The organism is Paenibacillus sp. V4I3 (assembly GCF_030817215.1).
Lineage (GTDB): Bacteria > Bacillota > Bacilli > Paenibacillales > NBRC-103111 > Paenibacillus_E.
Genome location: NZ_JAUSZA010000001.1, coordinates 7,151,480 through 7,173,503, shown reverse-complemented (window position 1 = coordinate 7,173,503; position 22,024 = coordinate 7,151,480). Strand labels below are relative to the sequence as shown.

Below are 22,024 nucleotides of genomic sequence, written 5' to 3'. Positions count from 1 at the left end.
ACGATTAGCAATACCTTCAATAATACCTTTATTTTTTCATCCGCATGATCGCTTCTCTTGCCCAATGATCAAGTGAATCTGTGAACAGGGGCGGCGAGTAGGCAGCGATACCATCAGCAATACCTGCAGCCATTTTAGACCGAACGGAATCGCTTGCAAGCAAAGCAGCGTCGCTTGTTTGGCTAAGAAAGGCCGTCTCCACGAGAATACTCGGAATCGTTCCCATTCGGGCTACATAAACGGCACTTGGAATGAGACCTAAGTTTTTGGTGCCGGCAGCAGCTAGTAGAGAATCCAAAACATGCTGTGCGAGGTCTTTATTATACGGAGTTAATTGTTTCATCGTATCACTTGCTGGATAATCTTCTTGTGGATAATCATTGTCGTAGTAGAGAACCATAGTTCCTTTCGTTTTGCCGTCCGGATGCGCATTGGCGTGGATAGATACGAATAAATCCGCTTGCAGCGTATTTGTAAATTCGACGCGCTGTGCGAGTGACCAATAGGAGTCATCTGTTCTTGTTAAGACGACTTCGTAACCTTTTGCGACTAGCTCGTCCCGTACCTTCTGGGTGATGTCCCAATTGACATCTTTTTCACGAAGACCGTTTACACCGGTTGCGCCAGGATCACTACCACCATGTCCGGCATCCAGGACAACTTTGTAAGCGAATGCTTGATAAGGAAATGCAAATGTAAGTATGAAGGATAAAAGGATAAGTCTTTTAAGTAGAGTCATAAGTTGAAATACCTCCGCTAACTATCTTACTAGGATCGGCTTACGTTGTAATCTGGTAAGAATCACCAACCTATCCTATTTTTACTTGGAAAAAAGAAGAGTCTACCCGTATAATAGGGCTTGTACATAAAGAGAGGATGACTGGAATGAAAAAAGGTACCTTCACATTGATCGTATTTTTAATCGTCGGTTTAATTACCGGGATTATCATAGGCCAGCTGCTGGCTGCAGTGCCTGCTCTCGCATTTTTGACCAAAACGGCGCAAATTTCATGGGAGCCCAAAGCGGATTTACAAGTCGTGAAATATGAGTTCCATCTTTTGGTGAAACTAAACCTGTGCAGTATTCTTGGATTAGTGGGGGCGTACCTCCTGTATCGTAAGGTGTAACTGGATTGCATTTGGAAAGCCTTATTAAATATTACAATCAGCTAGGAGTTGTTTCTTTTGAGTCATTCCCCTAAACAAAGACTTATTCTTGCTTCGTCTTCACCGCGGAGGCAGGAACTTATTCAATCACTTGGTTTACCCTATATCATTCGAGTGAGTGACGCAGATGAGACCGTCGAAGAAAAAATATCGCCTGCTGAGCTCGTAGAAGTGCTCTCTTTGCGTAAAGCCTTAACTGTTCTTGAAATGCTTGAAGCCAGTGAAAAAGAAGGAATCATCATCGGATCTGACACCGTTGTTGTCTATCAAGATGAAGTTTTAGGTAAACCGGTGGATGAACAGGATTCTTTCAGGATGCTTAAAGCATTGCAAGGCAGTACGCATCAGGTTTACAGTGGAGTTGCTTGTGTGGATGCGGCTACAGGTAAGCAGGTTGTCTCTCATCGTGTGACACATGTGAAGATGAAGATCATGTCTGACGCACAAATTCTACGTTATATTGCCACAGGCGAACCTAAGGATAAAGCAGGCTCCTATGCGATTCAAGGGATCGGAGCAACGATCGTAGAATCTATTGAAGGTGATTACTTTACTGTTGTTGGATTGCCGCTTTCTCTGCTCAGTGATCTGTTACTAAGCTTTGAAATTCAAGTTCTATAGTTATCAGATCCTAGCTGGAATTTATGTCCAAAGTAGGACTCATACATTGACTGTGTAATCTGTAACGGTTACAATGACAGTAAGCGACATGACTTCGCATTCTTCAGGGAGGTATTGGCCATGAACAGCGAATTTACAATAGCCGTCCACAGTCTCGTATTTCTGGCTCATTTACCGGATCATATGGCAACCAGCGAAGAAATTGCTGTGAATGTATCTACCCATTCTGCTCGTATACGTAAAGTTATGGGCTTTCTACGAAAAGCAGGTTACGTTTCGACCAAAGAAGGAATCGGTGGCGGATTCATACTTAGCTGCAACCCGAACGAGGTGACACTCGGCGAAATTTACCGATTAACTTGTCAAGGTTCCTTGAAACCGAGCTGGTGCTCTGGTGATGAGAATAAGCCCTGCGTCATATCATCCAAAATGGATCTATTGATGGGGAAGGTTTTCATTGACGCAGAGAAGCAGATGGAAATATACTTTGATGGACATACCATCGGCAGTATGCTGGAACAAATCAGAGCGTTCGAGTGTCCACAATCGAATAAAGAGCAATTGTCCTAGAAGCCCTCGGATCTTACAAATCTGCGGGCTTTATTTTGTTTTATGAGCACTTATCCATATGAATGGGATGCGTTTAAGTAACACAACCTACATAACGAAAGAGGGGAATTCATGGAAGTCACAAGCTTGATGCTACGAGAAGTACCGCAGGAGGAAAGACCTAGAGAGCGAATGCTCCAATATGGAGCAGGTGCATTAAGTCATGCAGAACTCCTAGCCATTTTACTTCGAACAGGGACGGTGTCGGAGTCAGCACTGCGTCTAGCAGGTCGTATATTAAGTGAAAGCGGCGGGCTGCGCAGCCTTGTTGACATGAGCAAAGACCAGCTTACGCAAATCAAGGGAATCGGCGATGCGAAGGCTTTACAAATTCAAGCCGGGATTGAGCTCGGACGCAGACTGGCTAAGAGTACATTTGCGGAGCGAGTTACGATTCGATCTCCCAAGGATATCGCAGATTTGGTAAGTGAAGATCTTCGCTATTTGCAGAAAGAACATTTCGTTTGCTTATTTCTCAATACGAAGAACCATTTGCTTGCACAGGAAACATTATCGATGGGCAGCCTAAATGCGTCCATTGTTCATCCTCGTGAAGTGTTTCGCGCGGCAATCAAGCGCAGCAGTGCTTCGATCATTTGTGTACACAATCATCCTAGCGGTGATCCAACTCCAAGTCCGGAGGATATTCAGCTCACGCATCGTCTTATGGAGGCAGGAACTATAATTGGTATTGAAGTGCTTGATCATGTTATCATTGGTGATCAGAGATTCATAAGTTTGAAGGAACAAGGCTTTATGTAATATAATAGATAACGCAATAGGAAAGGAGCAACTGCCATGTTCGGTGGTTTTACGAAAGACTTAGGAATTGATTTAGGTACAGCGAATACACTGGTTTATGTAAAAGGCAGAGGAATTGTCGTTAGGGAGCCGTCCGTGGTTGCTCTACGTACTGATACAAAAACAATCGAGGCTGTCGGAGACGCCGCTAAAAAAATGATCGGTCGTACACCAGGCAACATTCGTGCAATTCGCCCGATGAAGGATGGGGTTATCGCTGATTTCGAGACGACCGCGACGATGATTCGTTACTTCTTAAGACAAGCACAGAAGCAGCGTTGGTTGTTCCCGCGTCACCCCAATGTTATGGTTTGTGTGCCTTCGGGCATCACAGGCTGTTGAGAAGCGTGCTGTTGAAGATGCGACGAAGCAGGCTGGAGCACGCGAAGCTTACACGATTGAAGAACCTTTCGCAGCAGCGATTGGTGCCGACCTTCCCGTCTGGGAACCAACTGGAAGCATGGTTGTCGACATTGGAGGAGGAACAACGGAGGTTGCTGTCATCTCTCTTGGAGGGATTGTAACGAGCCGTTCCATCCGTATCGCAGGCGATGAAATGGACGAAGCCATCATTCAATACATTAAACGAACGTATAATTTGATGATCGGGGAACGTACATCCGAAACGCTTAAGATGGAAATCGGGTCGGCACTTCCGATGGACAAGCCAGAGTCTCTCGAAATACGAGGACGCGATCTTGTTTCCGGATTACCGAAAACGCTAAGCGTTACTTCGCATGAAATTACGGAATCGTTGATGGACACGGTGAATGCGATCGTTGAGGCTGTGAAGGTTACTCTCGAGAAGTGCCCGCCTGAATTATCAGCGGATATCATGGATCGGGGGATTGTTCTTACGGGCGGCGGCGGCTTATTGCGTAATCTTGACCGTCTGCTTGCCAGAGAAACCGGAATGCCAGTACTCGTCGCTGATAATCCGCTAGATTGTGTGGCGATTGGAACGGGTCGCGCTTTGGAAAATATCCATTTGTTCAAGAACAGATCAGGATCCAGTTCGAGATATAAGCGTTAATATTCGTTAGAAGGTGCTAATTTGTTTAAATTTATGGGCAACAAGAGGTTGATTTTTCTGATGTTCGGTCTAGTCTGCTTCTTTATATTGATGGGACTGACACTCGGGAACCGGGCACCCATGACGTGGCCGGAGAAATTTGTTAAAGACTCGGTATCATGGACACAAGGACTCTTCTACAAGCCCGCTGCGCAGGTAGCGGGTTTCTTCGAAGATATCCGGCAGCTAAGAGTCATCTACGAGGAAAATAAGACGCTGAAACTGACTCTTACGCAGTATGCACGAGATACACAGCGGCTGAATGAGCTAGAATCACAAAACAAGCGGTTAATGGAGGCTCTTGGCTTTACAGAAAGACAGCGTCAGGCTAACGTGTATACGTATCGTATTGCTGAGGTTGTAACCATTGATCCGGATCCGTATAATAGCACGGTTACGATTAATTTAGGCGATAAAGATGGTATCAAGGAGAATATGGCGGTCATGACCGTAGATGGGTTGGTCGGCAGGGTAAGTAAGGTGTTTGGTTTTCACTCTAATGTTCAATTACTCACCGAAATGAATGATACCGACAATAACTCTAAGGCGATTGCTGTTACTGTGAAAGGAAGTGCGAATCCACCTTTCGGGGTGATTGAGTCCTATTCCAAAACGGGCGAGTTTGTGATGAATAAGGTCGAAAATGCTGACGATATGAAGGTCGGAGACACAATCATCACATCAGGCATGGGGCAAGTATTTCCTAAGGGCATTGAGGTTGGGACAATCTCTTCCATCGGTCCAGGGGAATTCGGCATTACATACAAGGTTATGGTGAAGCCCAAAGCTTCGTTCAACCATATTCGTGAAGTGTTTGTTGTCGAAGTCCCGGAAGTGAAATGAGGTGAGCCTTTAAGTGACTCGACATCTGTTGTGGCTCATTCTACTCGGTTTGTTTATCTTGCAAGGAACCTTGCTTATTTGGCTGATCCCTTCAGCATGGCAATCTAGCGTTAATGTTACACCCCATTTAACACTTGTATTCATTTTGTTTATCGGACTTTTTCATCATCGTCATACCGCATTAATTTATGGGCTATTGTTCGGACTATTGCACGACTTTAATTATTATGGATCGATGCTAGGTGTATACTCCTTCGGCATGGGGCTTACTGGCTATTTGGCCGGATTGGCGCAGCGAAGGCAGCCTAATTTGATTTTTTATAACTTACTCATAACAGGCGTTGGTTTACTCTTGTTTGAGTTTATTAATTATGGTATCAATCGGTTGTTCAAGCTTATTGATATTGATTTGAAGTTTGCTCTCACCCATTACATGCTTCCAAGTGTTCTATTTAATCTGCTAATCGCCTTGATTTGCTACGTTCCCATCCGCAAGCTGCTTGAAGGAAAGCGGAATGTGACGTCCGGAAACGAAGATTAATTTTCCAGGCTCTAGGCAGGAGAATCCGGGACATGAACCGAAATGTATAGGTTGGGAGGTCGTAGCGCAATTATGTCTGTAACAAAGCACCATGTGATGATAAAAGGGGTCAAGGATGGCCTTGTTTTTTTGCTAAACGACGCATGCGAATGGCAAATTTTGCTGCAAGAGCTGCAGCACAAGCTTGAGAAAACGCATCAGCAAATATTGACTGGACCGATTATTCATGTGCACGTTAAATTAGGCACCCGAGAAGCGACCGATGAACAGAAGGAAGAAATTCGGTCCGTCATCAGACAAAAAGGCAACCTGCTTATCCAATCAATCGAAAGTGAGTCGCCTAAAGAGGAAGCTGCAGAAGAATCTGCGGTTTCTATGACAACGCTCAAAGGAATGATTCGATCGGGACAAACCCTACACAACGAGGGTGATTTATTATATTTAGGCGATGTTAATCCTGGCGGAACGATTACATCTACAGGGAACATTTATATAATGGGGTCTCTTCGCGGCATGGCGCATGCGGGGGTGGATGGCGATGAGAAAGCGATTATTGCTGCTTCTCATATGCGTCCCACGCAACTGAGGATTGCCGGAATCATTAGTCGTCCACCAGATGAATGGGGAATCGACGAGGCATTCATGGAATTTGCTTATGTCAAAGAAGGTAAAATGGAAATCGACAAGCTGCACCAACTTCATCGTATTTGGCCAGAATCGAATGTAAAATAATCGTTTGTATATGTGAAAATAGCGTGTGGGGTGAGAAAATATGGGAGAGGCAATCGTCGTCACTTCAGGAAAAGGTGGCGTTGGTAAAACAACGACATCTGCGAATCTTGGAACGGCACTAGCGCTTTTAGGGAAAAAAGTTTGCATGGTAGATACCGACATTGGACTGCGCAATCTTGATGTGGTCATGGGTCTGGAAAACCGTATTATTTATGATCTTGTCGATGTTGCAGAAGGCCGCTGCCGTTTGCCCCAAGCCTTAATTAAGGATAAGCGCTTTGATGAGCTTTATCTTTTGCCAGCTGCTCAAACGAAGGATAAGCATGCCGTATCGCCAGAGCAAGTAAGGGATATTATTTTGGAGCTCAAAAAAGATTTTGAATTTGTCATTATCGACTGTCCAGCTGGCATCGAACAAGGCTTCAAGAATGCCGTAGCCGGAGCAGACAAAGCGATCGTTGTTACTACCCCGGAGAACGCGGCTGTACGTGATGCTGACCGCATTATCGGTTTGCTGGAAAATGAGAAAATTTCCTCGCCTAAGTTAGTCATTAACCGCATTCGTCCATTGATGATGAAAAAAGGCGAGATGCTGGATATTGATGAAATATGCTCGGTACTCGCCATAGATTTGTTAGGGATAGTTCCAGATGACGAGCATGTGATCAAAGCAGCCAACTTAGGGGAACCCACCGTGATGAACCCGTCGTCACGCGCTGCTATTGCTTACCGCAATATCGCTCGTCGTATTTTGGGTGACACGGTGCCGCTCATGCAATTGGAGGACAAAAGCGGCTGGGTCAAACGAATGAAAAAGTTTATCGGAATAGGATGATAGATCTGTGCTTGCCAAACTGAAAAACATAGATATTCCTATTGTTGTCATTTTGATTGCCTTTATGGTCATTAGTACGATGCTTGTATATAGTGCATCTATCGATCATCCTAAAATTAACGTTAGTATCACAAAAATACTGATTTTATATGGCGTTGGTCTAGCAGCATTTGTTGCAAGCAGTTTATTTGATTATCGAATACTAATCAGAATCGCTCCCTATCTTTATGGTATCGGGATCTTTTCTTTGGTCGCTGTCTACTTTTTTGGGACGAAAATTCATGGGGCGCGTGGCTGGTTTGAGCTCCCGGGCGGCTTAACCTTTCAACCGGCTGAGTTAGTGAAATTAATTCTAATCGTTGCTGTTACTGCACTGTTGGCAAGGCGCAAAGGTGATTTACTGCAAATTAAGAATGATATTATTCCAGTCGGCGTAGCCGTGTTGATCCCGTTTTTCTTGGTCCTCATTCAACCTGATCTAGGGAATGCGATCATTTTTGTGATCATACTTTTGGGTATGATTTGGATTGGTAATATTAAATATTCGCATGTCTTACTTAGCACAGTCGTAATCATAGGCGCTGGATTCTTGCTGTTGACGTTATATAAGTATTTCCATCAATCCCTGTTTGATATGCTTAAGGGTTATGGTTTTAGTCATTGGATGGATCGTATTGATACGTTCCTTTATCCGCAAGATGTGTCTGATGATGATAATTATCAGGTCCGTAATGCGGTAAGGGCGATCGGTTCAGGAGGTTTGGAAGGCGAAGGTTTTCTGAAAGGTACTTCTGTTCATAGTAATTTCATTCCATTCGCGTATTCCGATTCGATTTTCGTCGTAGTTGGTGAGGAATTCGGTTTCCGCGGGTCAGCGGTTCTATTGTTGATCTATTTTTTACTCATTTACCGCATGATTCTCATCTCGATCCAGAGTACTCAGCTTAGCGGAGCATATATTGTGGTCGGTGTGGTTTCCATGTTCGTCTTTCAGATTTTTGAAAATGTCGGGATGATGATTGGTATCATGCCGTTAACAGGAATCACACTTCCTTTCGTCAGTTATGGGGGAACTTCTCTACTGATTAACATGCTTTCATTAGGCCTCGTGATGAGCGTAAGGCTGCATCAGGAACGTGAGCCAGAATTTTTCTAAACGTATATGAAATTTTGAGCCCTTGACCTTGGTCAGGGGCTCTTTTTGTCCACATAATCTTGTCCCTCTTCTCATAGGCTGTACAAAGGTAAAGGATGGGGAGGGGCTTCCATGGAAGTCAAAGATAAAGTGAAACAGCGAAGGATAGAACGACTTCGCAATTTGCGTGAAACGTCAGATCCATCTAACGGGAGTGGAAGTCCGGTGAGATCCTCTCGAATTAGGGGTAATTCGTTGCCCATACATCAGCATTCCGAAGCACCTCTTTATGTGGATTCCGAATGGAAACGGCGAATGGAGGATCCTGAGTATGCATGGCAGCAAAAATTATTAATGGATACAGCATTAGTCGGGCGAGATTATCTGAGGGATGGTGAAAGAGGGCTATTAGCGCCGCCTTCGCCTCGTAAGATTGCGGTCAAGCTATTCATTAGCTGTGTTTTGTTTGCAGCGCTATACGGGATGTTCCAGCTTAATCAGCCTTGGGCTAATAAAGGGAAGCAAATCGTGACTGCTTCTCTTACACAGTCATATGATTTCTCGTCATTGTCAGCTTGGTATAGCGATAAGTTTGGTGGGTCACCTTCGTTCATTCCCAGTTTCAACCGTGAAGGGAATGAGGCCATAAGAGTGAATGCCTCTAAGCGTACCTTTTTTTCTCCTGCAAAGGGAAGTATTCTTACGCGATATGATGGAACTTCCCACATAGGAGTTAATTTGAACACCATTGAATTTGCACCAGTATATGCGCTGGATACAGGTCAAGTCATTTTCTCCGGTGCAGCTGCAGAAACGGGCCTAACGATTGTGATACGCCATCCAGGAGGTCTTCAATCTTTGTACGGCGGATTGAGTGAGGCCAATGTTGAGGTAGGTGACTGGATGAAAGTCGGTGAACCCATCGGTAAGGCATCCAAGAAGGATCCTGCGAAGGGAACGCTTTACTTTGCCGTTACGAAGGACGGGCATCCCGTCAATCCATCGGATGTGATTAGCTTTGATTAAATGGGCCGGAACTACGTATCGATTCCACCCCTTATTTACGCTCATTATGATTGGCTCTGCCATTACAGGCTACTTCCTGGAGGCCGTTACGTTATTTGGCATCGTACTGGTTCACGAATTTGGTCATTTGGCTGCTGCCAACGGCTTTGGGTGGAGGGTGCGGGAAGTGCAGTTTCTGCCTTTTGGCGGAGTCTTGATCGTTGATGAGCTTGGAACGGCTCCGACGCGTGAAGAGCTCATTGTCTCCCTAGCTGGGCCGCTTCAGCACGTATGGATGATTCTCGTTGCGCTGCTGATGAAATGGGTGGATGTGGGCGCAAGCAGCTGGTGGGATTACTTCATTGAAGCTAATTTGATGATTGGTTTATTTAATCTCATTCCCGTCATGCCGCTCGATGGCGGCAAAGTGATGCAGTCATTGTTAGGGTATTTATTGTCCTACCATAACACGATTTTATATACAGCATGGATCAGTATGATCTTAAGTCTGGCTATTATTGTAATAGCCATTATCCAACTGATCAGCGGACACCTCCCGCTCAATATATTGGTCATTGGTATTTTCTTACTTGTATCCAATTGGTTTGCCTATCGGCAGCTGCCCTACCACTTTTTTCGCTTTCTTATTGGTCGCGGGAACCGAATGAGTCAGCTATTGAGCCGCGGGACATTAGCACAGCCAATTGTCATTACAAGACACCGCACAATGGCGGAAACACTGAAACTTTTTATGCGGGAAAAATATCATTTAATCTATGTCGTAGGAGAAACAGGGCGCATACAAGCCGTATTGCCGGAGCAACAATTAGTCAGCGGTTATTTGGATGGGAAAAAACCGGGGAGTGCAGTTTCCGATCTTTTCATGTAAAATAACTGTTGAGGTGAACGTGTATGAAGCAACTTATAATTCACTGCGCACCTGATCTTACACAAGCGGCATTGCTTGAAGAAAGTCGTCTTGTTGAGTATGATACGCAGTATCCGCTTGATTCTCAGAGAGCAGGCAGCATCTACATGGGTCGCATCGTCAACGTCCTTCCCGGCATGCAGGCGGCATTCGTCGATATCGGTCTTGCGAAGAATGCCTTTCTATATATAGACGACCTCCTACCCGTCCACTTGGATAAACAGCCTAAGATTAAACCCTCAATAACGGAGCTCGCCGAAGTCGGTCAGACGCTGATGGTGCAGGTGACGAAGGATCCGCAAGGTACTAAAGGCGCAAGAGTAACAACGCATGTTTCCATTCCTGGCCGCTGGATTGTTTATATGCCAGACGCCGATTATATTGCTATATCCCGTAAAATTGATTTAGACGCAGAACGGCAGCGCCTCAAACAGCTTGCTGAAGGCAGCTTGCTTCCTGGTGAAGGTGTTATTGTAAGAACGGGTGCTATTGGTCAAAGCGAAGAAGCCATTCGTGATGATTTGCAAAATTTACGAGAATTATGGAGTGCCATTGTGTCAAAAATGGAAGAGGCACATGCGCCAGCGCAGCTATATCAGGATCTTGATCTCCTGCCTAGATTAGCCCGAGATGTCATCACGGATGACGTTCATGAAGTTTGGCTAAATGACGCCAAAGTGTATGAAGAGATGAAACAGTTACTCCGTAAGCAGCAGCCGAGTTGGCGTGGACGCGTAGCTTATTATGACCGCAAGATACCGTTGTTTGATCAATTTGGTGTTACGGAAGAGCTGAATCAGAGCTTTAGGCGTAAAATTTGGCTGCCTAGCGGCGGATATTTAATATTTGATCAAACCGAAGCACTTACCGTGATTGATGTGAATACGGGAAGGTACACTGGATCCATTGATTTAGAACAGACAGTCACTGATATCAATCGAGAAGCGGCGAGTGAAATTCCAAGGCTGCTGCGTCTACGTAATATTAGAGGCATTATTATTGTTGATTTTATAGACATGAGTTCGGAAATGAATCGAACAGCCGTGATGGAGAACATCACACAAGCCGTGCGTAAGGATCGCTCCAAAACGATCATTGTCGGTTGGACCAAGCTAGGCCTGCTTGAGATGACGCGTAAACGGAAATAACAATTGCATTACAAAATGTTTCTGTGATATAATACTCGGAGTGTGTTGTTTAGGCATGCTGTAACCGCACGAATCGGGTCTAAGCACGGATTTGGATTTTATCCTAACCGTCACCTGGACAAGGCGAGTCTGAGACATGAGGAGGTAATGAAAATGTACGCAATTATTGAAACAGGTGGTAAACAGTACAAAGTTCAAGAGGGCGATGTTCTTTACATCGAGAAATTGAACGCAGCTGAAGGTGAAGTTGTTTCTTTTGATCGTGTGTTCTTGGTTTCCAAAGAGAGTGGCTTAGTAGTAGGTGCTCCGTTGGTTGCTGGTGCTACAGTTTCCGCGAAAGTGGAGAAACACGGCAAAGGCGCTAAAGTCATCGTTTATAAGTACAAGCCGAAAAAGAACTATCACAAAAAGCAAGGTCATCGTCAACCGTATACAAGAGTAGTAGTTGAGAAAATCCAAGCGTAAGAGGCAGCCTTATGATCTATGTGACCATAGAGCGTCTTGCACCGGATTCACCTCAGATCTCATCTTTTGTAGTGGAAGGCCATGCTGAATATGACGTACCCGGCAAAGACCTAGTCTGCGCTGCAGTATCGGCGGTAACGTTTGGTACTTATAATTCGATTGAATCACTGACGGGCGTGATTCCCATTCACGAGATGGAACGAGGCTTGATGGATGTTACAATCCCAGAAAGTACACGATCTGTTCCGGAGACATGGAATAAGGTCCAATTGATTCTAGAATCAATGGTCGTCATGCTACAAACCATTGCAGACAATTACGGTGACTATATAACGATTGAAACAATCTATCACAAAGGAGGATAACACCATGTTGAAATTGGATCTCCAGTTTTTCGCTTCCAAAAAAGGGGTGGGTTCCACAAAGAACGGACGTGACTCACACTCTAAGCGCCTTGGCGCTAAACGTGCTGACGGTCAAACCGTTACTGCTGGAAGCATTCTCTACCGCCAACGCGGTACGAAAATTCACCCAGGAACGAATGTAGGCATCGGTTCGGATGATACGCTTTTCGCTTTGGTACAAGGCGTAGTGAAATTCGAGCGTTGGGGCCGCGATCGCAAAAAAGTGAGCGTATACCCAGTTGATGTAGCTCCTGTGGCTGCAGCTTTAGAAGCATAATTTGAATCCCTGGCGAGCGATAAGCCCGCCCAGGGATTTTTTTCCTAGTACGAACAAACCTCTAAACGCGGTCACTCATCTCGAATGGCCGAGGGCAGAGGTTTTCTCATTTGTTTGGTGAAGTTTGCTAGTACATCATGATATACTGGATGAACGGTTACAAAGCAGGGAGAACGGAGCGAACGGGGAATGAAGCGAGCGGGCAGTACGCAAGTTTATTTATTAGCACTTGTGCTCATAGGATTAACGGGAATGATGTTTGTGGAACCCTGGATTGTCAGGGGCGCATTACTATTGATCATAGTCTTTTGCGGTTATACCGCCTTCAAGTTGGAAGCGAGTAGATTGGAAGAGAAATGGAGCCAAGAGCTCCGTCAACAGGAACAACTGTCTCAACTGAAGTTAATTCAGGTCATAAATCGCCTACGTCACGATTGGATGAACGATACCCAAATTTTGTTTGGTTATATTCAATTAAAGAAGTTTGATAATTTACAGCCCTATATGGAAAAAATAAAAATGACTATGCAGCAGGAAAGTAATCTCTCCAAGTTAGGTATTCCATCGTTAATTGCTTTCTTACTGCTGTTTCGCGTCCAGTCGAAATCATTAGAGCTGGAGGTTGAATTAGATCAAGAAATCAATCTTGGACAACTTCCTCTGCATGACGGCCTCATCGAAAGATTGGTACGTCAAACCGTGGAATGCGTTCAAGAGCATGCTGCGGCAAGTGACGGTGAAAGTGGTACACTCAGCTTGGAATTTGATGTTCAAGAAGATGGCTTACTGCTTGATTTTGTATATCAAGGCCCCTATAACCGGGAGCAACTTGAAAAATCCGTGAAGGAAACCCTCCTTTCGAAAGTAAATTCTTATTCACTGGAGCATAATGATTGGCAAGAGGAAGAAGCGGTCATCACATTGCGGTTACCGTTTCGTACATAATAAAGGGCTCTTTGGTCCAAGACCAAAGTCTCTCCTTAGTTGAGGTGTAGAAATGTTTGTTGATAAAGCGAAGATATTTGTTAAAGGTGGCGACGGTGGCGACGGTTTAGTTGCTTTCCGCCGTGAGAAATATGTACCAGAGGGCGGTCCAGCAGGTGGCGACGGTGGAAACGGCGGCGATGTTGTATTCCGTGTAGACGAGGGTCTGCGTACATTGATGGATTTCCGTTATCAGAAGCACTTTAAAGCGGAGCGCGGCGAGAAGGGTCGTAACAAGTCGATGCATGGCGCTAACGCAGAGGACATGGTTGTTCGCATCCCGCCGGGCACAACCATCATCGATGATGATACGCAAGAGGTTATCGCCGATTTGACGCGTCATGGTCAAGAGGTTGTTGTGGCTAAGGGTGGCCGAGGCGGCCGAGGCAACACACGCTTCGCAACAGCACGCGTAACAGCGCCAGAAATTGCTGAGAACGGCGAAGAAGGCGTGGAGCGTTGGGTTGTGCTAGAGATGAAGGTCATGGCCGACGTCGGTTTAGTAGGCTTCCCAAGCGTTGGGAAATCCACGCTATTGTCGGTTGTTTCTGCCGCAAAACCAAAAATTGCGGCGTACCACTTTACAACCCTTACCCCGAACCTCGGGGTTGTGGATGTTGGTGATGGACGCAGCTTCGTTATGGCGGACCTTCCCGGTCTTATTGAAGGGGCCCACGAGGGCGTGGGACTCGGTCATGAGTTCCTGCGTCACGTAGAACGGACGCGAGTGATTGTGCATGTCGTGGACATGTCTGCTGCAGACGGCCGTGATCCTTACGAAGATTTCCTCAAGATTAATGAGGAAATTAAGCTCTATAATGCCAAGCTGGAACAGCGTCCGCAAATTGTTGTTGCCAACAAGATGGACATGCCGGAATCAGAGGACAATCTGACTTTATTCAAGGAGCAGATGGCGGCAGATGGCAAAGAGTTTGAGGTTTATCCAATCTCTGCTTTGACGCGAGGTGGCGTACAGGAGCTTCTCTACAAGATCTCGGATATTGTAGAAAGTATCCCGAATGCTCCTGAAGTAGAGGGTGTAGCTGATAAAGAAGAACGAAAAGTGTATCGCTTCGAGAAGCGCGAGGAGAATGATTACACGATTCGTCGAGAGAACGATGTATTCATTGTTGAAAGTCCTTCCATTGAGAAGTTGATCAAACGAACGAACTTCAGCACACAGGACGGCATCGCTCGTTTTGCTCGTATTTTGCGTAGTATAGGAATCGATGACGAATTGCGTAAACGTGGAGCTGTCCATGGGCAGACGATCCAAATTGGTGATTTTGACTTCGAATTTGATGAGAAGCATTAGAACGATAGAAACACTTGTCCTAAGGATGAGTGTTTTTTTGCGTTTAAGAAGTTAAATTTTTTTTGGGGGGGTTAGGGGGGCAGGGCTTACTCCTTATTTAGCATGGTTATAGATTTTGCTGAGCTGATGAGATTAAGGATAGTTGCATAATGTTTCGGTAAATAACTATGTTTTTCTGTATTCGGTTATTATGTGTTTTGATTTCTGTTTTCTGGTTTCTGGTTTGTGGGCTTCAACCTGTATAAATACTATCACCTAAGGACGGCGTAAGTCGTTCTTTTTGCGTTCAAACGCTGATTAATGTCATAAAACTTGACACATATAAAGAAAAAGATTACGATTTTACTAATAAACATAATTTTATGTCAATAAATATAACACTAAATGAAGTGTAACGAGATGAGGAAGGAGGAATTTTGATGAAAAGATGGATTCAAGCGATGGGAACCGGAATGCAAGGATCACGTGATTTATCTTATGAGGAAGCTGTGGAAGCAGCACATGAGATGGCCAGAGGAGATTCCACAGATGCTCAATGTGCAGCTTTCTTAATGGCCCTATGTATGAAAGGGGAAGCTGACGAAGAGCTGATGGCATTTATTGATGTTTTCCGCAGCTACTCTTTGAATTATCACACTTTTGCGGATTCACTCAATTGTGCGGGACCAACGGAAGGCCGCCAATATTTTCCTATCACACTGCCAGTTAGCCTCCTTCTTGCTTCAGTGGGTTTCTCCCAGGTACTGCATGGAGGTGATTCGCTTCCGCCGAGACAGGGGACCGCAATGAAAGAACTATTAGAAAGCTTCGGTGTTGCGATAGATTTGTCAGTTAAAGCATGGGAAACGATGTTGTTTCACCTGCATATTGGATTTCTTCACACCGAACAGCTTTGTCCGCCGCTAGGGAAGCTGAAACAGGTTCGCGAGCAGTTAGGATTGCGAACAGTGATGAATATCGTTGAGAAAGTCATAAATCCCGTACGTTCAATGAATATGATTATAGGCGTCAATCAGCGAAAAGCGATGGAATCTCTGATTCCTATATCTATCCGATCTGGCTTTCAAAATGTGTATATTGTCAATGGGATTGAAGGATCTGAGGATTTGCCGATCTACCAGAACAGTACAATAAGGATCGTAACCCCTTGGGGAGATGAGTCGCGAGTGGTTGAACCGCAAAAGTTTGGCTTTCTGAGTGAGCCCTTGCTGCCTTTAAGTAAAGATGATCAGGTTGCCATGGTACGGCGCATTATTGCTGGAGAAGATACAGAGGAATTGAAACGGGAACGCGATCATGTCATTTTTAATACGGGACTTCGATTGACTTGGTTTGATAAAGTGGGCAGTTATGAAGAAGGCTTTCAACTAGCGGAATCGCTGCTGCAAAGGAAAGAAGCCCACAAAGTCATGCAGCGATGGGTGGATCAGAGTCATCACTTTACGCTTCAAGATCATCCGAAAATCCGTGATTCCTCCGCCAAAATTGGATAAAGTCTTTCCTGTGTGCTGTATTTTCAGCTAAGGGAAGGCTTTTTTATTTCCATCAACTTGAGAAGTTAGAGGTATATTGCCAATTAATTGTGCTCCTACCCACTAAAAGAAGGCCTATATTACGAATGGATATGAAGGATAGCAGCTTTCGAACCAGATAGTCTGCGTAATGGAAGAAGATGCTAATGATTCTCGTTCTGCAACACAAAAATGCTAGGAGGCCAACATCATGAAAAAACAACTGCTGACCCTCGTTCTTGTTCCAGCCCTTATCTTTGGCGCTGTGACAATTCCTTTACCTAAAGAAGCTTCGGCTGCATCAACAGGTCGAATTATAAACAGTGTCAGTCTTCGCCAAAGTGCAGATGAGAATTCTGCGCGTATCCGGTACTTGAAGGAAGGCGAGAAAGTTACCATCCTGTCCAAAGTGAATAGTTGGTGGTACAAAGTGAAAGCTTCTGACGGCCGTGAGGGTTACATAAGCACAAGCGCGAAATACATACAAGCATCAGGTGTTACATCGCCTGGCGATTCCAACACGAATGGTGGTTCCGGCAGTGGTTCTGGAGGTTCAACAAGTGCCAATGTTCAAAAAATTATTGCTGCGGGTAAAAAGTATATAGGCACGCCTTATGAATATGGATCAAGTCGTGATAATACAAGAACGTTTGATTGTTCAGACTTTGTCCGACAAGCTTTCTTGGATGGCATTGGAAAGAAGCTGCCAAGTGACTCTAGAGGCCAAGGGAGTTATGTGAAATCTCTCGGGCATGCCAAAACAAATTGGCACGATCTGAAGCCTGGCGATCTTATGTTCTTCATGTCTTACAAAGGGACAAGCCAATCGAATTACAGCGGTATTAATAAGTCTACACAGACCATTACGCACGTGGCGATGTACTTAGGAAATGGACAAATCTTGTCAACATACTCCAAAGACAGTGGTGGTGTTCGAATTGATTCCATCGACAATCGCCATTGGGAGTATCGTTTCTTATTTGGAGGCAGTGCGTTATAACTAGCAGTTCAAAAAGGCAGAACTCGAGAAATCGATGTCTGCCTTTTTTTGCTATTCTTATTAAATTTGCAGGGGATCTACTAATGGGTTCCAGTGAATAGTAGGTTTACCTGTGTCCATGTGAATTCCTGCTGAGCCTACCCATGGGTGCTCAGTAAGGCCTACGGTGAAATAATGTTCAAGCAAGCTGTGGAAAATATAAGGGATTGGGCGCTCTAACACAAGCTCTTTAGGAATCCAATGTAGATCCCCTTCAGGTGTGACGATTCGCGGGTTCACATCCGTCGTTCCGATATAAAAAAATTGCTGGCGAACTTCATGTCCATTCAATCGAAGTAAAACATACTGCATGCGCAGCCCTTGGATTTCATCATGCTCAATGCCAGTCTCCTCCCACACTTCGCGCAAACAGGCTGCCCGCGGGTTATTCAATTCACTTGGCTCCAGGTGACCGCCAATAGCTGCCCATAATCCTGGTGATAGCGAACGCGTTAAGGAGCGTTTCATCATTAGTAATTCGTTCTGGCTATTCCATAGGAGAGCCGTAGACATCATGCGTAATGTAATCATGGAGGCGATCCCTTTCTAATCTAGTACTATCAGCTTATCATAGTGAAGTTAGGTGCTGCAAAAGATGAAAAGAATAAGATGTGAATTGCCTATTGCTTCAAACCTTGCGATTCGATATAATGTCCTCTATAGAGGAACATTGGTCTTTCCAGAGAGGACGGTGGTGAAGTGCCGGAAAGCAAAGAGTTTTTACAAACGATCAAGCACACCGGTCCTGAGAGGTACTACTTAGTCCGGGAAGATATATTGCCAGAAGGAGTACTCAAGACAGCTCAAGCTAAGGAGCTGCTTGCACGGGGTGAAGTGAAAACGATTCACGATGCCGTTGAACAAGTCGGACTCAGCCGCAGCGCTTTCTATAAGTATAAGGATGGTATTCACCCGCTCAGCAAATTGGAACGAGAGCGCATTATCACAATATCCATGGATTTGGAGCATCGGTCCGGGATTCTGTCTCGTGTACTGGCACTCATTGCTAATTTGGATGGGAATGTATTAACGATACATCAGACAATCCCTCTGCAGGGTATGGCAAATGTCGTCATTTCGGTAGAGACCTCCTCAATGGGGGAAGAGATCCGTCAAATGATTAATCGACTTCAAGCGCAAGAAGGAGTTAAGCGTGCCATGGTCATCGGTCAAGGCAGTTAAGATAGAAAAAATATTCAGGAGGTAACAATACATGAAACCCATCAAGGTTGGTTTGCTCGGATTAGGTACAGTAGGAACAGGTGTAGTCCGCATTATTGAAGGACATCAAGAGGATTTACAGCGTCAAACAGGCTCGTCCATTGAAATCTCAAAAATTTTAGTACAAGATAAATCTAAGCTTCGTAACATCTCAGTAGACGCAAATAAACTGACTGAACAAGTATGGGACGTTATTGGTGATAGTGAGATAGATGTTGTCGTTGAAGTTATGGGCGGCGTTGCGGCTACCAAAGAGCATATATTAACTGCGCTAGGCAACGGCAAGCACATTGTGACGGCGAATAAGGATCTTATGGCGATGCATGGCGCTGAAATCTTGGCAAAAGCAGCTGAACATGGCTGCGACGTATTTTACGAAGCTAGTGTTGCCGGCGGCATTCCGATCATTCGTGCACTCGTGGAGGGCTTCTCCTCTGACCGCATTACGAAGATTATGGGCATCGTGAACGGTACAACCAATTACATTTTGACTAAAATGAGTCAAGAAGGCGCTGCTTATGCCGATGTTTTGAAAGAAGCACAGGATCTTGGCTACGCAGAAGCAGACCCAACATCTGATGTTGAGGGGCTGGATGCTGCTCGTAAAATGACCATTTTATCAACACTTGGCTTCCACGCCAATGTTGCTCTGAGTGATGTTGAAGTGAAGGGCATTTCGAAAGTATCCAAAGAAGATATTCAATATGGCAAAAAATTAGGCTACGAAGTGAAGCTGCTTGGTATTGCTGAAAATCATGATGGTCATATCTCTGTGAGTGTACAGCCTACTATGGTGAAAAACTCGCATCCGCTTGCTTCTGTGAATGGTGTATTCAATGCTGTGTATGTAACAGGCGAAGCGGTAGGTGAAACGATGTTCTACGGTGCTGGAGCAGGCGAGCTGCCGACGGCAACGTCCGTCGTAGCAGATTTGGTTGCCGTTGTGCGCAACTTGAGGCTGGGCGTGAATGGACGTACGGTGCTAGCACCTTATAAAGAAATGAAGCTGAAGACGGACGAACAGATTGCTTCCAAAAACTTTATTCTTCTGCACGTTGAAGATAAAGCGGGTGTACTTGCACAAATTACGCAAATTTTTGCTCAGCACGAAGTTAGTTTGGAGTCTGTGTTCCAGCACCCGAACCAGTCCAATCCGAAGGCTGAAATTATTATTATCACACATGATGCGAACCAAGCCAGTATGAAAAATGTGCTGAGACAATTCGAATCTATGGATGTTATTCACGCCATCAAAAGCGTTTATCGCGTAGAAGGCTAAATTATTGAAAAGAGGCGCAATTTCGAAATGAGTTATAAGGCAGTGCAAAAGGTAAGAGTGAAAGTGCCGGCAAGCACGGCAAACTTAGGTCCTGGCTTTGACTCACTGGGGATGGCCTTGAACTTATATGCCTGGATTGACATGGCGATCTCGGATCAAACGACGATTCATTTAATCGGTGATCAGATGAATGGAATTCCAACGGACAAGTCCAATTTAATTTATAAAGTCGCGCAAATGGTATTTGAACAGGCGGACGTTTCTCACCCTGAACTGGACATTACTATGTACAGCGATATTCCTCTCACACGCGGTCTAGGCAGCAGCGCGTCAGCCATTGTAGGTGCGCTTGCTGGCGCCAATGCCTTAATCGGGAACAAGCTCACGCAATATGAGCTGTTCCAAATCGCGAGCCGCCTCGAGAAGCACCCGGACAATGTCGGGGCCAGCTTGTTCGGAGGGATCGTGGTTGCGTTCTGGGACGGCGAGAAAGCCGAATCTATTCGAATAGAGCCGGACGCTAATTTGGAAGTGCTGGTGGCGATACCAGCGTTCCAGCTTTCTACAGAGAAGGCGAGAAGCGTCATGCCGAAGCAAGTAGCCATGAAGGATGCGGTGTTCAACCTCAGCCATTCATCTTTGCTTGTTGCCGCGCTAAGCACAGGCAACCTGGGAATGATCCGCCATGCCATGAAGGACGCGCTGCATCAGCCTTACCGTGCAGAGCTCATTCCGGGCATGAAGACGCTGCTCGAGCAAGCGGAGAACCATGGTGCGCTAGGGGTTGCACTCAGCGGAGCCGGACCGACGATGCTTGCGCTAGTGGATGCACGAAGCAGCCAGAAAGAGGAGCTGGAGTCATTCCTGAAAGACACGCTTGCTAAGGAAGGAATTGAAGCGCAGACGCTATGGTTAAGGCCGAGTGGAGAAGGCGTGGCGGCCATTCTGCTGCAAGAAGGTGACGGGGATCTGTTATCCTTCGTTGAAGGGGAGGTTCTTGCATGAAGCGGGTTGCCATCCTAGGACCAAGTACCTTTTCGGAAGAAGCCACCCGTCATTTTTTGGGTGAAGACTTTACTTACGTTTCATATAAGCTAATTTCTGAAGTGTTCAATGCGACAGCGTCAGGCGAAACAGAATTAGGTGTTATTCCCATTGAAAATACGCTTGAAGGTTCCGTTCATTTGCATGTCGACTGGCTCGTTCACGAGGTTGATCTGCCCATTCGGGCAGAGTGGGTTTTTCCCATTGATATGAATCTCATAGGGTATCCGAATCCTGCCGGACAAACAGATGCTTCGAATCCATATGGACATATTCGTAAGGTATTATCTCATCAGGTCGTCCCTGCACAGTGCAGTAGATTTATGAAGCAGTATTTGAGCGAAGCAGAGTTTGAGCAAGTAAGCTCCACGGCAGAGGGAGTACGTATTGTATCGACGCTTCAGGATCAGACCGTGGCTGCTATCGGAACGGCAATTGCATCTACAAACTATGGTGTTCCTATGCTGCAAAGGGAAATACAGGATCATAAAGACAACATGACCCGGTTTTTGCTGGTTGGTACTGAGGCGTCAGAACTGAAGTCCTCGGAAGACATGAAAACAACTATTCTTGTCACACTGCCTGAAGATTACCCAGGTGCCCTGCATCAGGTGCTCTCTGCCTTCGCGTGGCGCAGAATTAATCTTTCGAAGATTGAATCTAAGCCGACGAAGAAGAAACTTGGTACTTATTATTTCTATATCGATATTGCTGGTTCCCTGGATTCCGTTCTCCTGCCATCTGCCATTCAAGAGATTGAGGCGATTGGTTGTCAGGTTCGAATTTTGGGTTGTTATCCGAGTTATTCGTACACGAGTTAATACCATTCTTCCCTTGCGTTCATAACGCGAGGGATTTTTTTTGTCCAAAAGGGGCAAAAGCCTAGGAACCTGCATAAACTGTAATATCATTGTGACTAAGCGAATGCTTACGAAGCAAGTTTTCTTGCGAGAACTCGAGATTATGCTTACAAAGCAAGTTTTCTAACGAAAACTCGAGTTTGTGCTTACGAAGTAAGTTCTCTAACGAAAACTCTAAGGAGGTATGG

Annotated in this window: 25 protein-coding genes, 1 pseudogene and 1 other annotated feature; of the genes and pseudogenes, 24 read left to right on the top strand and 2 right to left on the bottom strand. The window is 45.3% G+C overall.

What is annotated here, in order from left to right:
* Nucleotides 1–28: 28 nt before the first annotated feature.
* Nucleotides 29–739, bottom strand: a complete 711-nt coding sequence (locus QFZ77_RS32860) for an N-acetylmuramoyl-L-alanine amidase family protein (RefSeq protein WP_307446657.1) — start codon at nucleotides 737–739, stop codon at nucleotides 29–31.
* Nucleotides 740–885: 146 nt separating this feature from the next.
* Here QFZ77_RS32860 and QFZ77_RS32855 point away from each other — a divergent pair, with 146 nt between their 5' ends.
* The 20 genes and pseudogenes from QFZ77_RS32855 (at nucleotide 886) to QFZ77_RS32760 (ending at nucleotide 17,393) form a co-directional block, all read left to right on the top strand.
* Nucleotides 886–1,128, top strand: coding sequence for a DUF4321 domain-containing protein (locus QFZ77_RS32855; protein WP_307446653.1), 243 nt, complete (start codon nucleotides 886–888; stop codon nucleotides 1,126–1,128).
* A 57-nt stretch (nucleotides 1,129–1,185) separates the two neighbouring features.
* A complete protein-coding gene (locus QFZ77_RS32850; RefSeq protein ID WP_307446651.1) occupies nucleotides 1,186–1,788 on the top strand; it encodes a Maf family protein in 603 nt (200 codons plus the stop codon).
* 120 nt (nucleotides 1,789–1,908) lie between these two features.
* Nucleotides 1,909–2,358 (top strand): RrF2 family transcriptional regulator, encoded by a 450-nt coding sequence (locus QFZ77_RS32845; RefSeq protein WP_307446648.1) that lies wholly within the window; start codon nucleotides 1,909–1,911, stop codon nucleotides 2,356–2,358.
* 111 nt (nucleotides 2,359–2,469) lie between these two features.
* Entirely contained in the window at nucleotides 2,470–3,159 is a 690-nt protein-coding gene (radC, locus tag QFZ77_RS32840) for a RadC family protein (protein ID WP_047675978.1), read from the top strand.
* Nucleotides 3,160–3,195: 36 nt separating this feature from the next.
* A pseudogene (locus tag QFZ77_RS32835) lies at nucleotides 3,196–4,231 on the top strand (rod shape-determining protein).
* Nucleotides 4,232–4,252: 21 nt separating this feature from the next.
* Entirely contained in the window at nucleotides 4,253–5,113 is an 861-nt protein-coding gene (mreC, locus tag QFZ77_RS32830; RefSeq protein ID WP_307446644.1) for a rod shape-determining protein MreC, read from the top strand.
* A 13-nt stretch (nucleotides 5,114–5,126) separates the two neighbouring features.
* Complete coding sequence (gene mreD / locus QFZ77_RS32825) at nucleotides 5,127–5,654, top strand: rod shape-determining protein MreD (protein WP_307446641.1); 528 nt, start codon at nucleotides 5,127–5,129, stop codon at nucleotides 5,652–5,654.
* Between the two features lie 72 nt (nucleotides 5,655–5,726).
* The gene (gene minC, locus QFZ77_RS32820; RefSeq protein ID WP_307446638.1) at nucleotides 5,727–6,386 is read left to right on the top strand and encodes a septum site-determining protein MinC; all 660 of its coding nucleotides are present in this window, start codon (nucleotides 5,727–5,729) and stop codon (nucleotides 6,384–6,386) included.
* Between the two features lie 40 nt (nucleotides 6,387–6,426).
* Nucleotides 6,427–7,221 (top strand): septum site-determining protein MinD, encoded by a 795-nt coding sequence (gene minD, locus QFZ77_RS32815; RefSeq protein ID WP_057306153.1) that lies wholly within the window; start codon nucleotides 6,427–6,429, stop codon nucleotides 7,219–7,221.
* Nucleotides 7,222–7,228: 7 nt separating this feature from the next.
* Nucleotides 7,229–8,377, top strand: coding sequence for an FtsW/RodA/SpoVE family cell cycle protein (locus tag QFZ77_RS32810; RefSeq protein ID WP_307446634.1), 1,149 nt, complete (start codon nucleotides 7,229–7,231; stop codon nucleotides 8,375–8,377).
* 111 nt (nucleotides 8,378–8,488) lie between these two features.
* Nucleotides 8,489–9,382 carry a M23 family metallopeptidase gene (locus QFZ77_RS32805; RefSeq protein WP_307446632.1) on the top strand — a complete coding sequence of 298 codons (894 nt, stop codon included), beginning with the start codon at nucleotides 8,489–8,491 and terminating at the stop codon, nucleotides 9,380–9,382.
* Complete coding sequence (locus tag QFZ77_RS32800; RefSeq protein WP_307446629.1) at nucleotides 9,375–10,250, top strand: M50 family metallopeptidase; 876 nt, start codon at nucleotides 9,375–9,377, stop codon at nucleotides 10,248–10,250. The genes QFZ77_RS32805 and QFZ77_RS32800 overlap by 8 nt, the downstream gene beginning before the upstream one ends.
* Nucleotides 10,251–10,273: 23 nt before the next feature.
* Complete coding sequence (locus tag QFZ77_RS32795) at nucleotides 10,274–11,437, top strand: Rne/Rng family ribonuclease (protein WP_307446625.1); 1,164 nt, start codon at nucleotides 10,274–10,276, stop codon at nucleotides 11,435–11,437.
* 52 nt (nucleotides 11,438–11,489) lie between these two features.
* Nucleotides 11,490–11,578: a sequence feature (ribosomal protein L21 leader region), on the top strand.
* Nucleotides 11,579–11,590: 12 nt separating this feature from the next.
* Nucleotides 11,591–11,902 (top strand): 50S ribosomal protein L21, encoded by a 312-nt coding sequence (gene rplU / locus QFZ77_RS32790; protein WP_307446622.1) that lies wholly within the window; start codon nucleotides 11,591–11,593, stop codon nucleotides 11,900–11,902.
* 11 nt (nucleotides 11,903–11,913) lie between these two features.
* Nucleotides 11,914–12,267 (top strand): ribosomal-processing cysteine protease Prp, encoded by a 354-nt coding sequence (locus QFZ77_RS32785; protein ID WP_029194674.1) that lies wholly within the window; start codon nucleotides 11,914–11,916, stop codon nucleotides 12,265–12,267.
* Between the two features lie 4 nt (nucleotides 12,268–12,271).
* Complete coding sequence (gene rpmA / locus QFZ77_RS32780) at nucleotides 12,272–12,583, top strand: 50S ribosomal protein L27 (protein WP_029194675.1); 312 nt, start codon at nucleotides 12,272–12,274, stop codon at nucleotides 12,581–12,583.
* A 189-nt stretch (nucleotides 12,584–12,772) separates the two neighbouring features.
* Nucleotides 12,773–13,528, top strand: coding sequence for a Spo0B domain-containing protein (locus QFZ77_RS32775; protein WP_307446615.1), 756 nt, complete (start codon nucleotides 12,773–12,775; stop codon nucleotides 13,526–13,528).
* A 52-nt stretch (nucleotides 13,529–13,580) separates the two neighbouring features.
* Entirely contained in the window at nucleotides 13,581–14,882 is a 1,302-nt protein-coding gene (gene obgE, locus QFZ77_RS32770) for a GTPase ObgE (protein ID WP_307446612.1), read from the top strand.
* 419 nt (nucleotides 14,883–15,301) lie between these two features.
* Nucleotides 15,302–16,375 carry an anthranilate phosphoribosyltransferase gene (locus tag QFZ77_RS32765; protein WP_307446608.1) on the top strand — a complete coding sequence of 358 codons (1,074 nt, stop codon included), beginning with the start codon at nucleotides 15,302–15,304 and terminating at the stop codon, nucleotides 16,373–16,375.
* Nucleotides 16,376–16,604: 229 nt separating this feature from the next.
* Complete coding sequence (locus QFZ77_RS32760; protein WP_307446605.1) at nucleotides 16,605–17,393, top strand: C40 family peptidase; 789 nt, start codon at nucleotides 16,605–16,607, stop codon at nucleotides 17,391–17,393.
* Between the two features lie 60 nt (nucleotides 17,394–17,453).
* Here QFZ77_RS32760 and QFZ77_RS32755 read toward each other — a convergent pair whose 3' ends face one another.
* Nucleotides 17,454–17,963 (bottom strand): NUDIX domain-containing protein, encoded by a 510-nt coding sequence (locus tag QFZ77_RS32755; RefSeq protein ID WP_307446602.1) that lies wholly within the window; start codon nucleotides 17,961–17,963, stop codon nucleotides 17,454–17,456.
* A gap of 168 nt (nucleotides 17,964–18,131) precedes the next feature.
* Here QFZ77_RS32755 and QFZ77_RS32750 point away from each other — a divergent pair, with 168 nt between their 5' ends.
* The 4 genes from QFZ77_RS32750 to pheA are packed head-to-tail and all read left to right on the top strand — an operon-like array spanning nucleotide 18,132 to nucleotide 21,797.
* Nucleotides 18,132–18,614 carry an ACT domain-containing protein gene (locus QFZ77_RS32750; protein WP_307446599.1) on the top strand — a complete coding sequence of 161 codons (483 nt, stop codon included), beginning with the start codon at nucleotides 18,132–18,134 and terminating at the stop codon, nucleotides 18,612–18,614.
* A 31-nt stretch (nucleotides 18,615–18,645) separates the two neighbouring features.
* The gene (locus QFZ77_RS32745) at nucleotides 18,646–19,932 is read left to right on the top strand and encodes a homoserine dehydrogenase (RefSeq protein ID WP_307446596.1); all 1,287 of its coding nucleotides are present in this window, start codon (nucleotides 18,646–18,648) and stop codon (nucleotides 19,930–19,932) included.
* Between the two features lie 27 nt (nucleotides 19,933–19,959).
* On the top strand, nucleotides 19,960–20,937 hold the full coding sequence (gene thrB / locus QFZ77_RS32740) for a homoserine kinase (RefSeq protein ID WP_307446593.1): 978 nt from the start codon (nucleotides 19,960–19,962) through the stop codon (nucleotides 20,935–20,937).
* Nucleotides 20,934–21,797 carry a prephenate dehydratase gene (pheA, locus tag QFZ77_RS32735; RefSeq protein WP_307446589.1) on the top strand — a complete coding sequence of 288 codons (864 nt, stop codon included), beginning with the start codon at nucleotides 20,934–20,936 and terminating at the stop codon, nucleotides 21,795–21,797. The genes thrB and pheA overlap by 4 nt, the downstream gene beginning before the upstream one ends.
* Nucleotides 21,798–22,024: the final 227 nt, after the last annotated feature.

What these genes read in the sequence shown, in the direction of transcription:
- QFZ77_RS32845 (WP_307446648.1), top strand. Translation starts at nt 1,909, where the DNA reads ATGAACAGCGAATTTACAATAGCCGTCCACAGTCTCGTATTTCTGGCT.
- QFZ77_RS32855 (WP_307446653.1), top strand. Translation starts at nt 886, where the DNA reads ATGAAAAAAGGTACCTTCACATTGATCGTATTTTTAATCGTCGGTTTA.
- QFZ77_RS32805 (WP_307446632.1), top strand. Translation starts at nt 8,489, where the DNA reads ATGGAAGTCAAAGATAAAGTGAAACAGCGAAGGATAGAACGACTTCGC.
- minD (WP_057306153.1), top strand. Translation starts at nt 6,427, where the DNA reads ATGGGAGAGGCAATCGTCGTCACTTCAGGAAAAGGTGGCGTTGGTAAA.
- radC (WP_047675978.1), top strand. Translation starts at nt 2,470, where the DNA reads ATGGAAGTCACAAGCTTGATGCTACGAGAAGTACCGCAGGAGGAAAGA.
- rpmA (WP_029194675.1), top strand. Translation starts at nt 12,272, where the DNA reads ATGTTGAAATTGGATCTCCAGTTTTTCGCTTCCAAAAAAGGGGTGGGT.
- QFZ77_RS32745 (WP_307446596.1), top strand. Translation starts at nt 18,646, where the DNA reads ATGAAACCCATCAAGGTTGGTTTGCTCGGATTAGGTACAGTAGGAACA.
- minC (WP_307446638.1), top strand. Translation starts at nt 5,727, where the DNA reads ATGTCTGTAACAAAGCACCATGTGATGATAAAAGGGGTCAAGGATGGC.
- QFZ77_RS32765 (WP_307446608.1), top strand. Translation starts at nt 15,302, where the DNA reads ATGAAAAGATGGATTCAAGCGATGGGAACCGGAATGCAAGGATCACGT.
- QFZ77_RS32775 (WP_307446615.1), top strand. Translation starts at nt 12,773, where the DNA reads ATGAAGCGAGCGGGCAGTACGCAAGTTTATTTATTAGCACTTGTGCTC.
- obgE (WP_307446612.1), top strand. Translation starts at nt 13,581, where the DNA reads ATGTTTGTTGATAAAGCGAAGATATTTGTTAAAGGTGGCGACGGTGGC.
- QFZ77_RS32755 (WP_307446602.1), bottom strand. Translation starts at nt 17,963, where the DNA reads ATGATTACATTACGCATGATGTCTACGGCTCTCCTATGGAATAGCCAG.
- QFZ77_RS32760 (WP_307446605.1), top strand. Translation starts at nt 16,605, where the DNA reads ATGAAAAAACAACTGCTGACCCTCGTTCTTGTTCCAGCCCTTATCTTT.
- QFZ77_RS32785 (WP_029194674.1), top strand. Translation starts at nt 11,914, where the DNA reads ATGATCTATGTGACCATAGAGCGTCTTGCACCGGATTCACCTCAGATC.
- pheA (WP_307446589.1), top strand. Translation starts at nt 20,934, where the DNA reads ATGAAGCGGGTTGCCATCCTAGGACCAAGTACCTTTTCGGAAGAAGCC.
- QFZ77_RS32860 (WP_307446657.1), bottom strand. Translation starts at nt 739, where the DNA reads ATGACTCTACTTAAAAGACTTATCCTTTTATCCTTCATACTTACATTT.
- QFZ77_RS32795 (WP_307446625.1), top strand. Translation starts at nt 10,274, where the DNA reads ATGAAGCAACTTATAATTCACTGCGCACCTGATCTTACACAAGCGGCA.
- rplU (WP_307446622.1), top strand. Translation starts at nt 11,591, where the DNA reads ATGTACGCAATTATTGAAACAGGTGGTAAACAGTACAAAGTTCAAGAG.
- thrB (WP_307446593.1), top strand. Translation starts at nt 19,960, where the DNA reads ATGAGTTATAAGGCAGTGCAAAAGGTAAGAGTGAAAGTGCCGGCAAGC.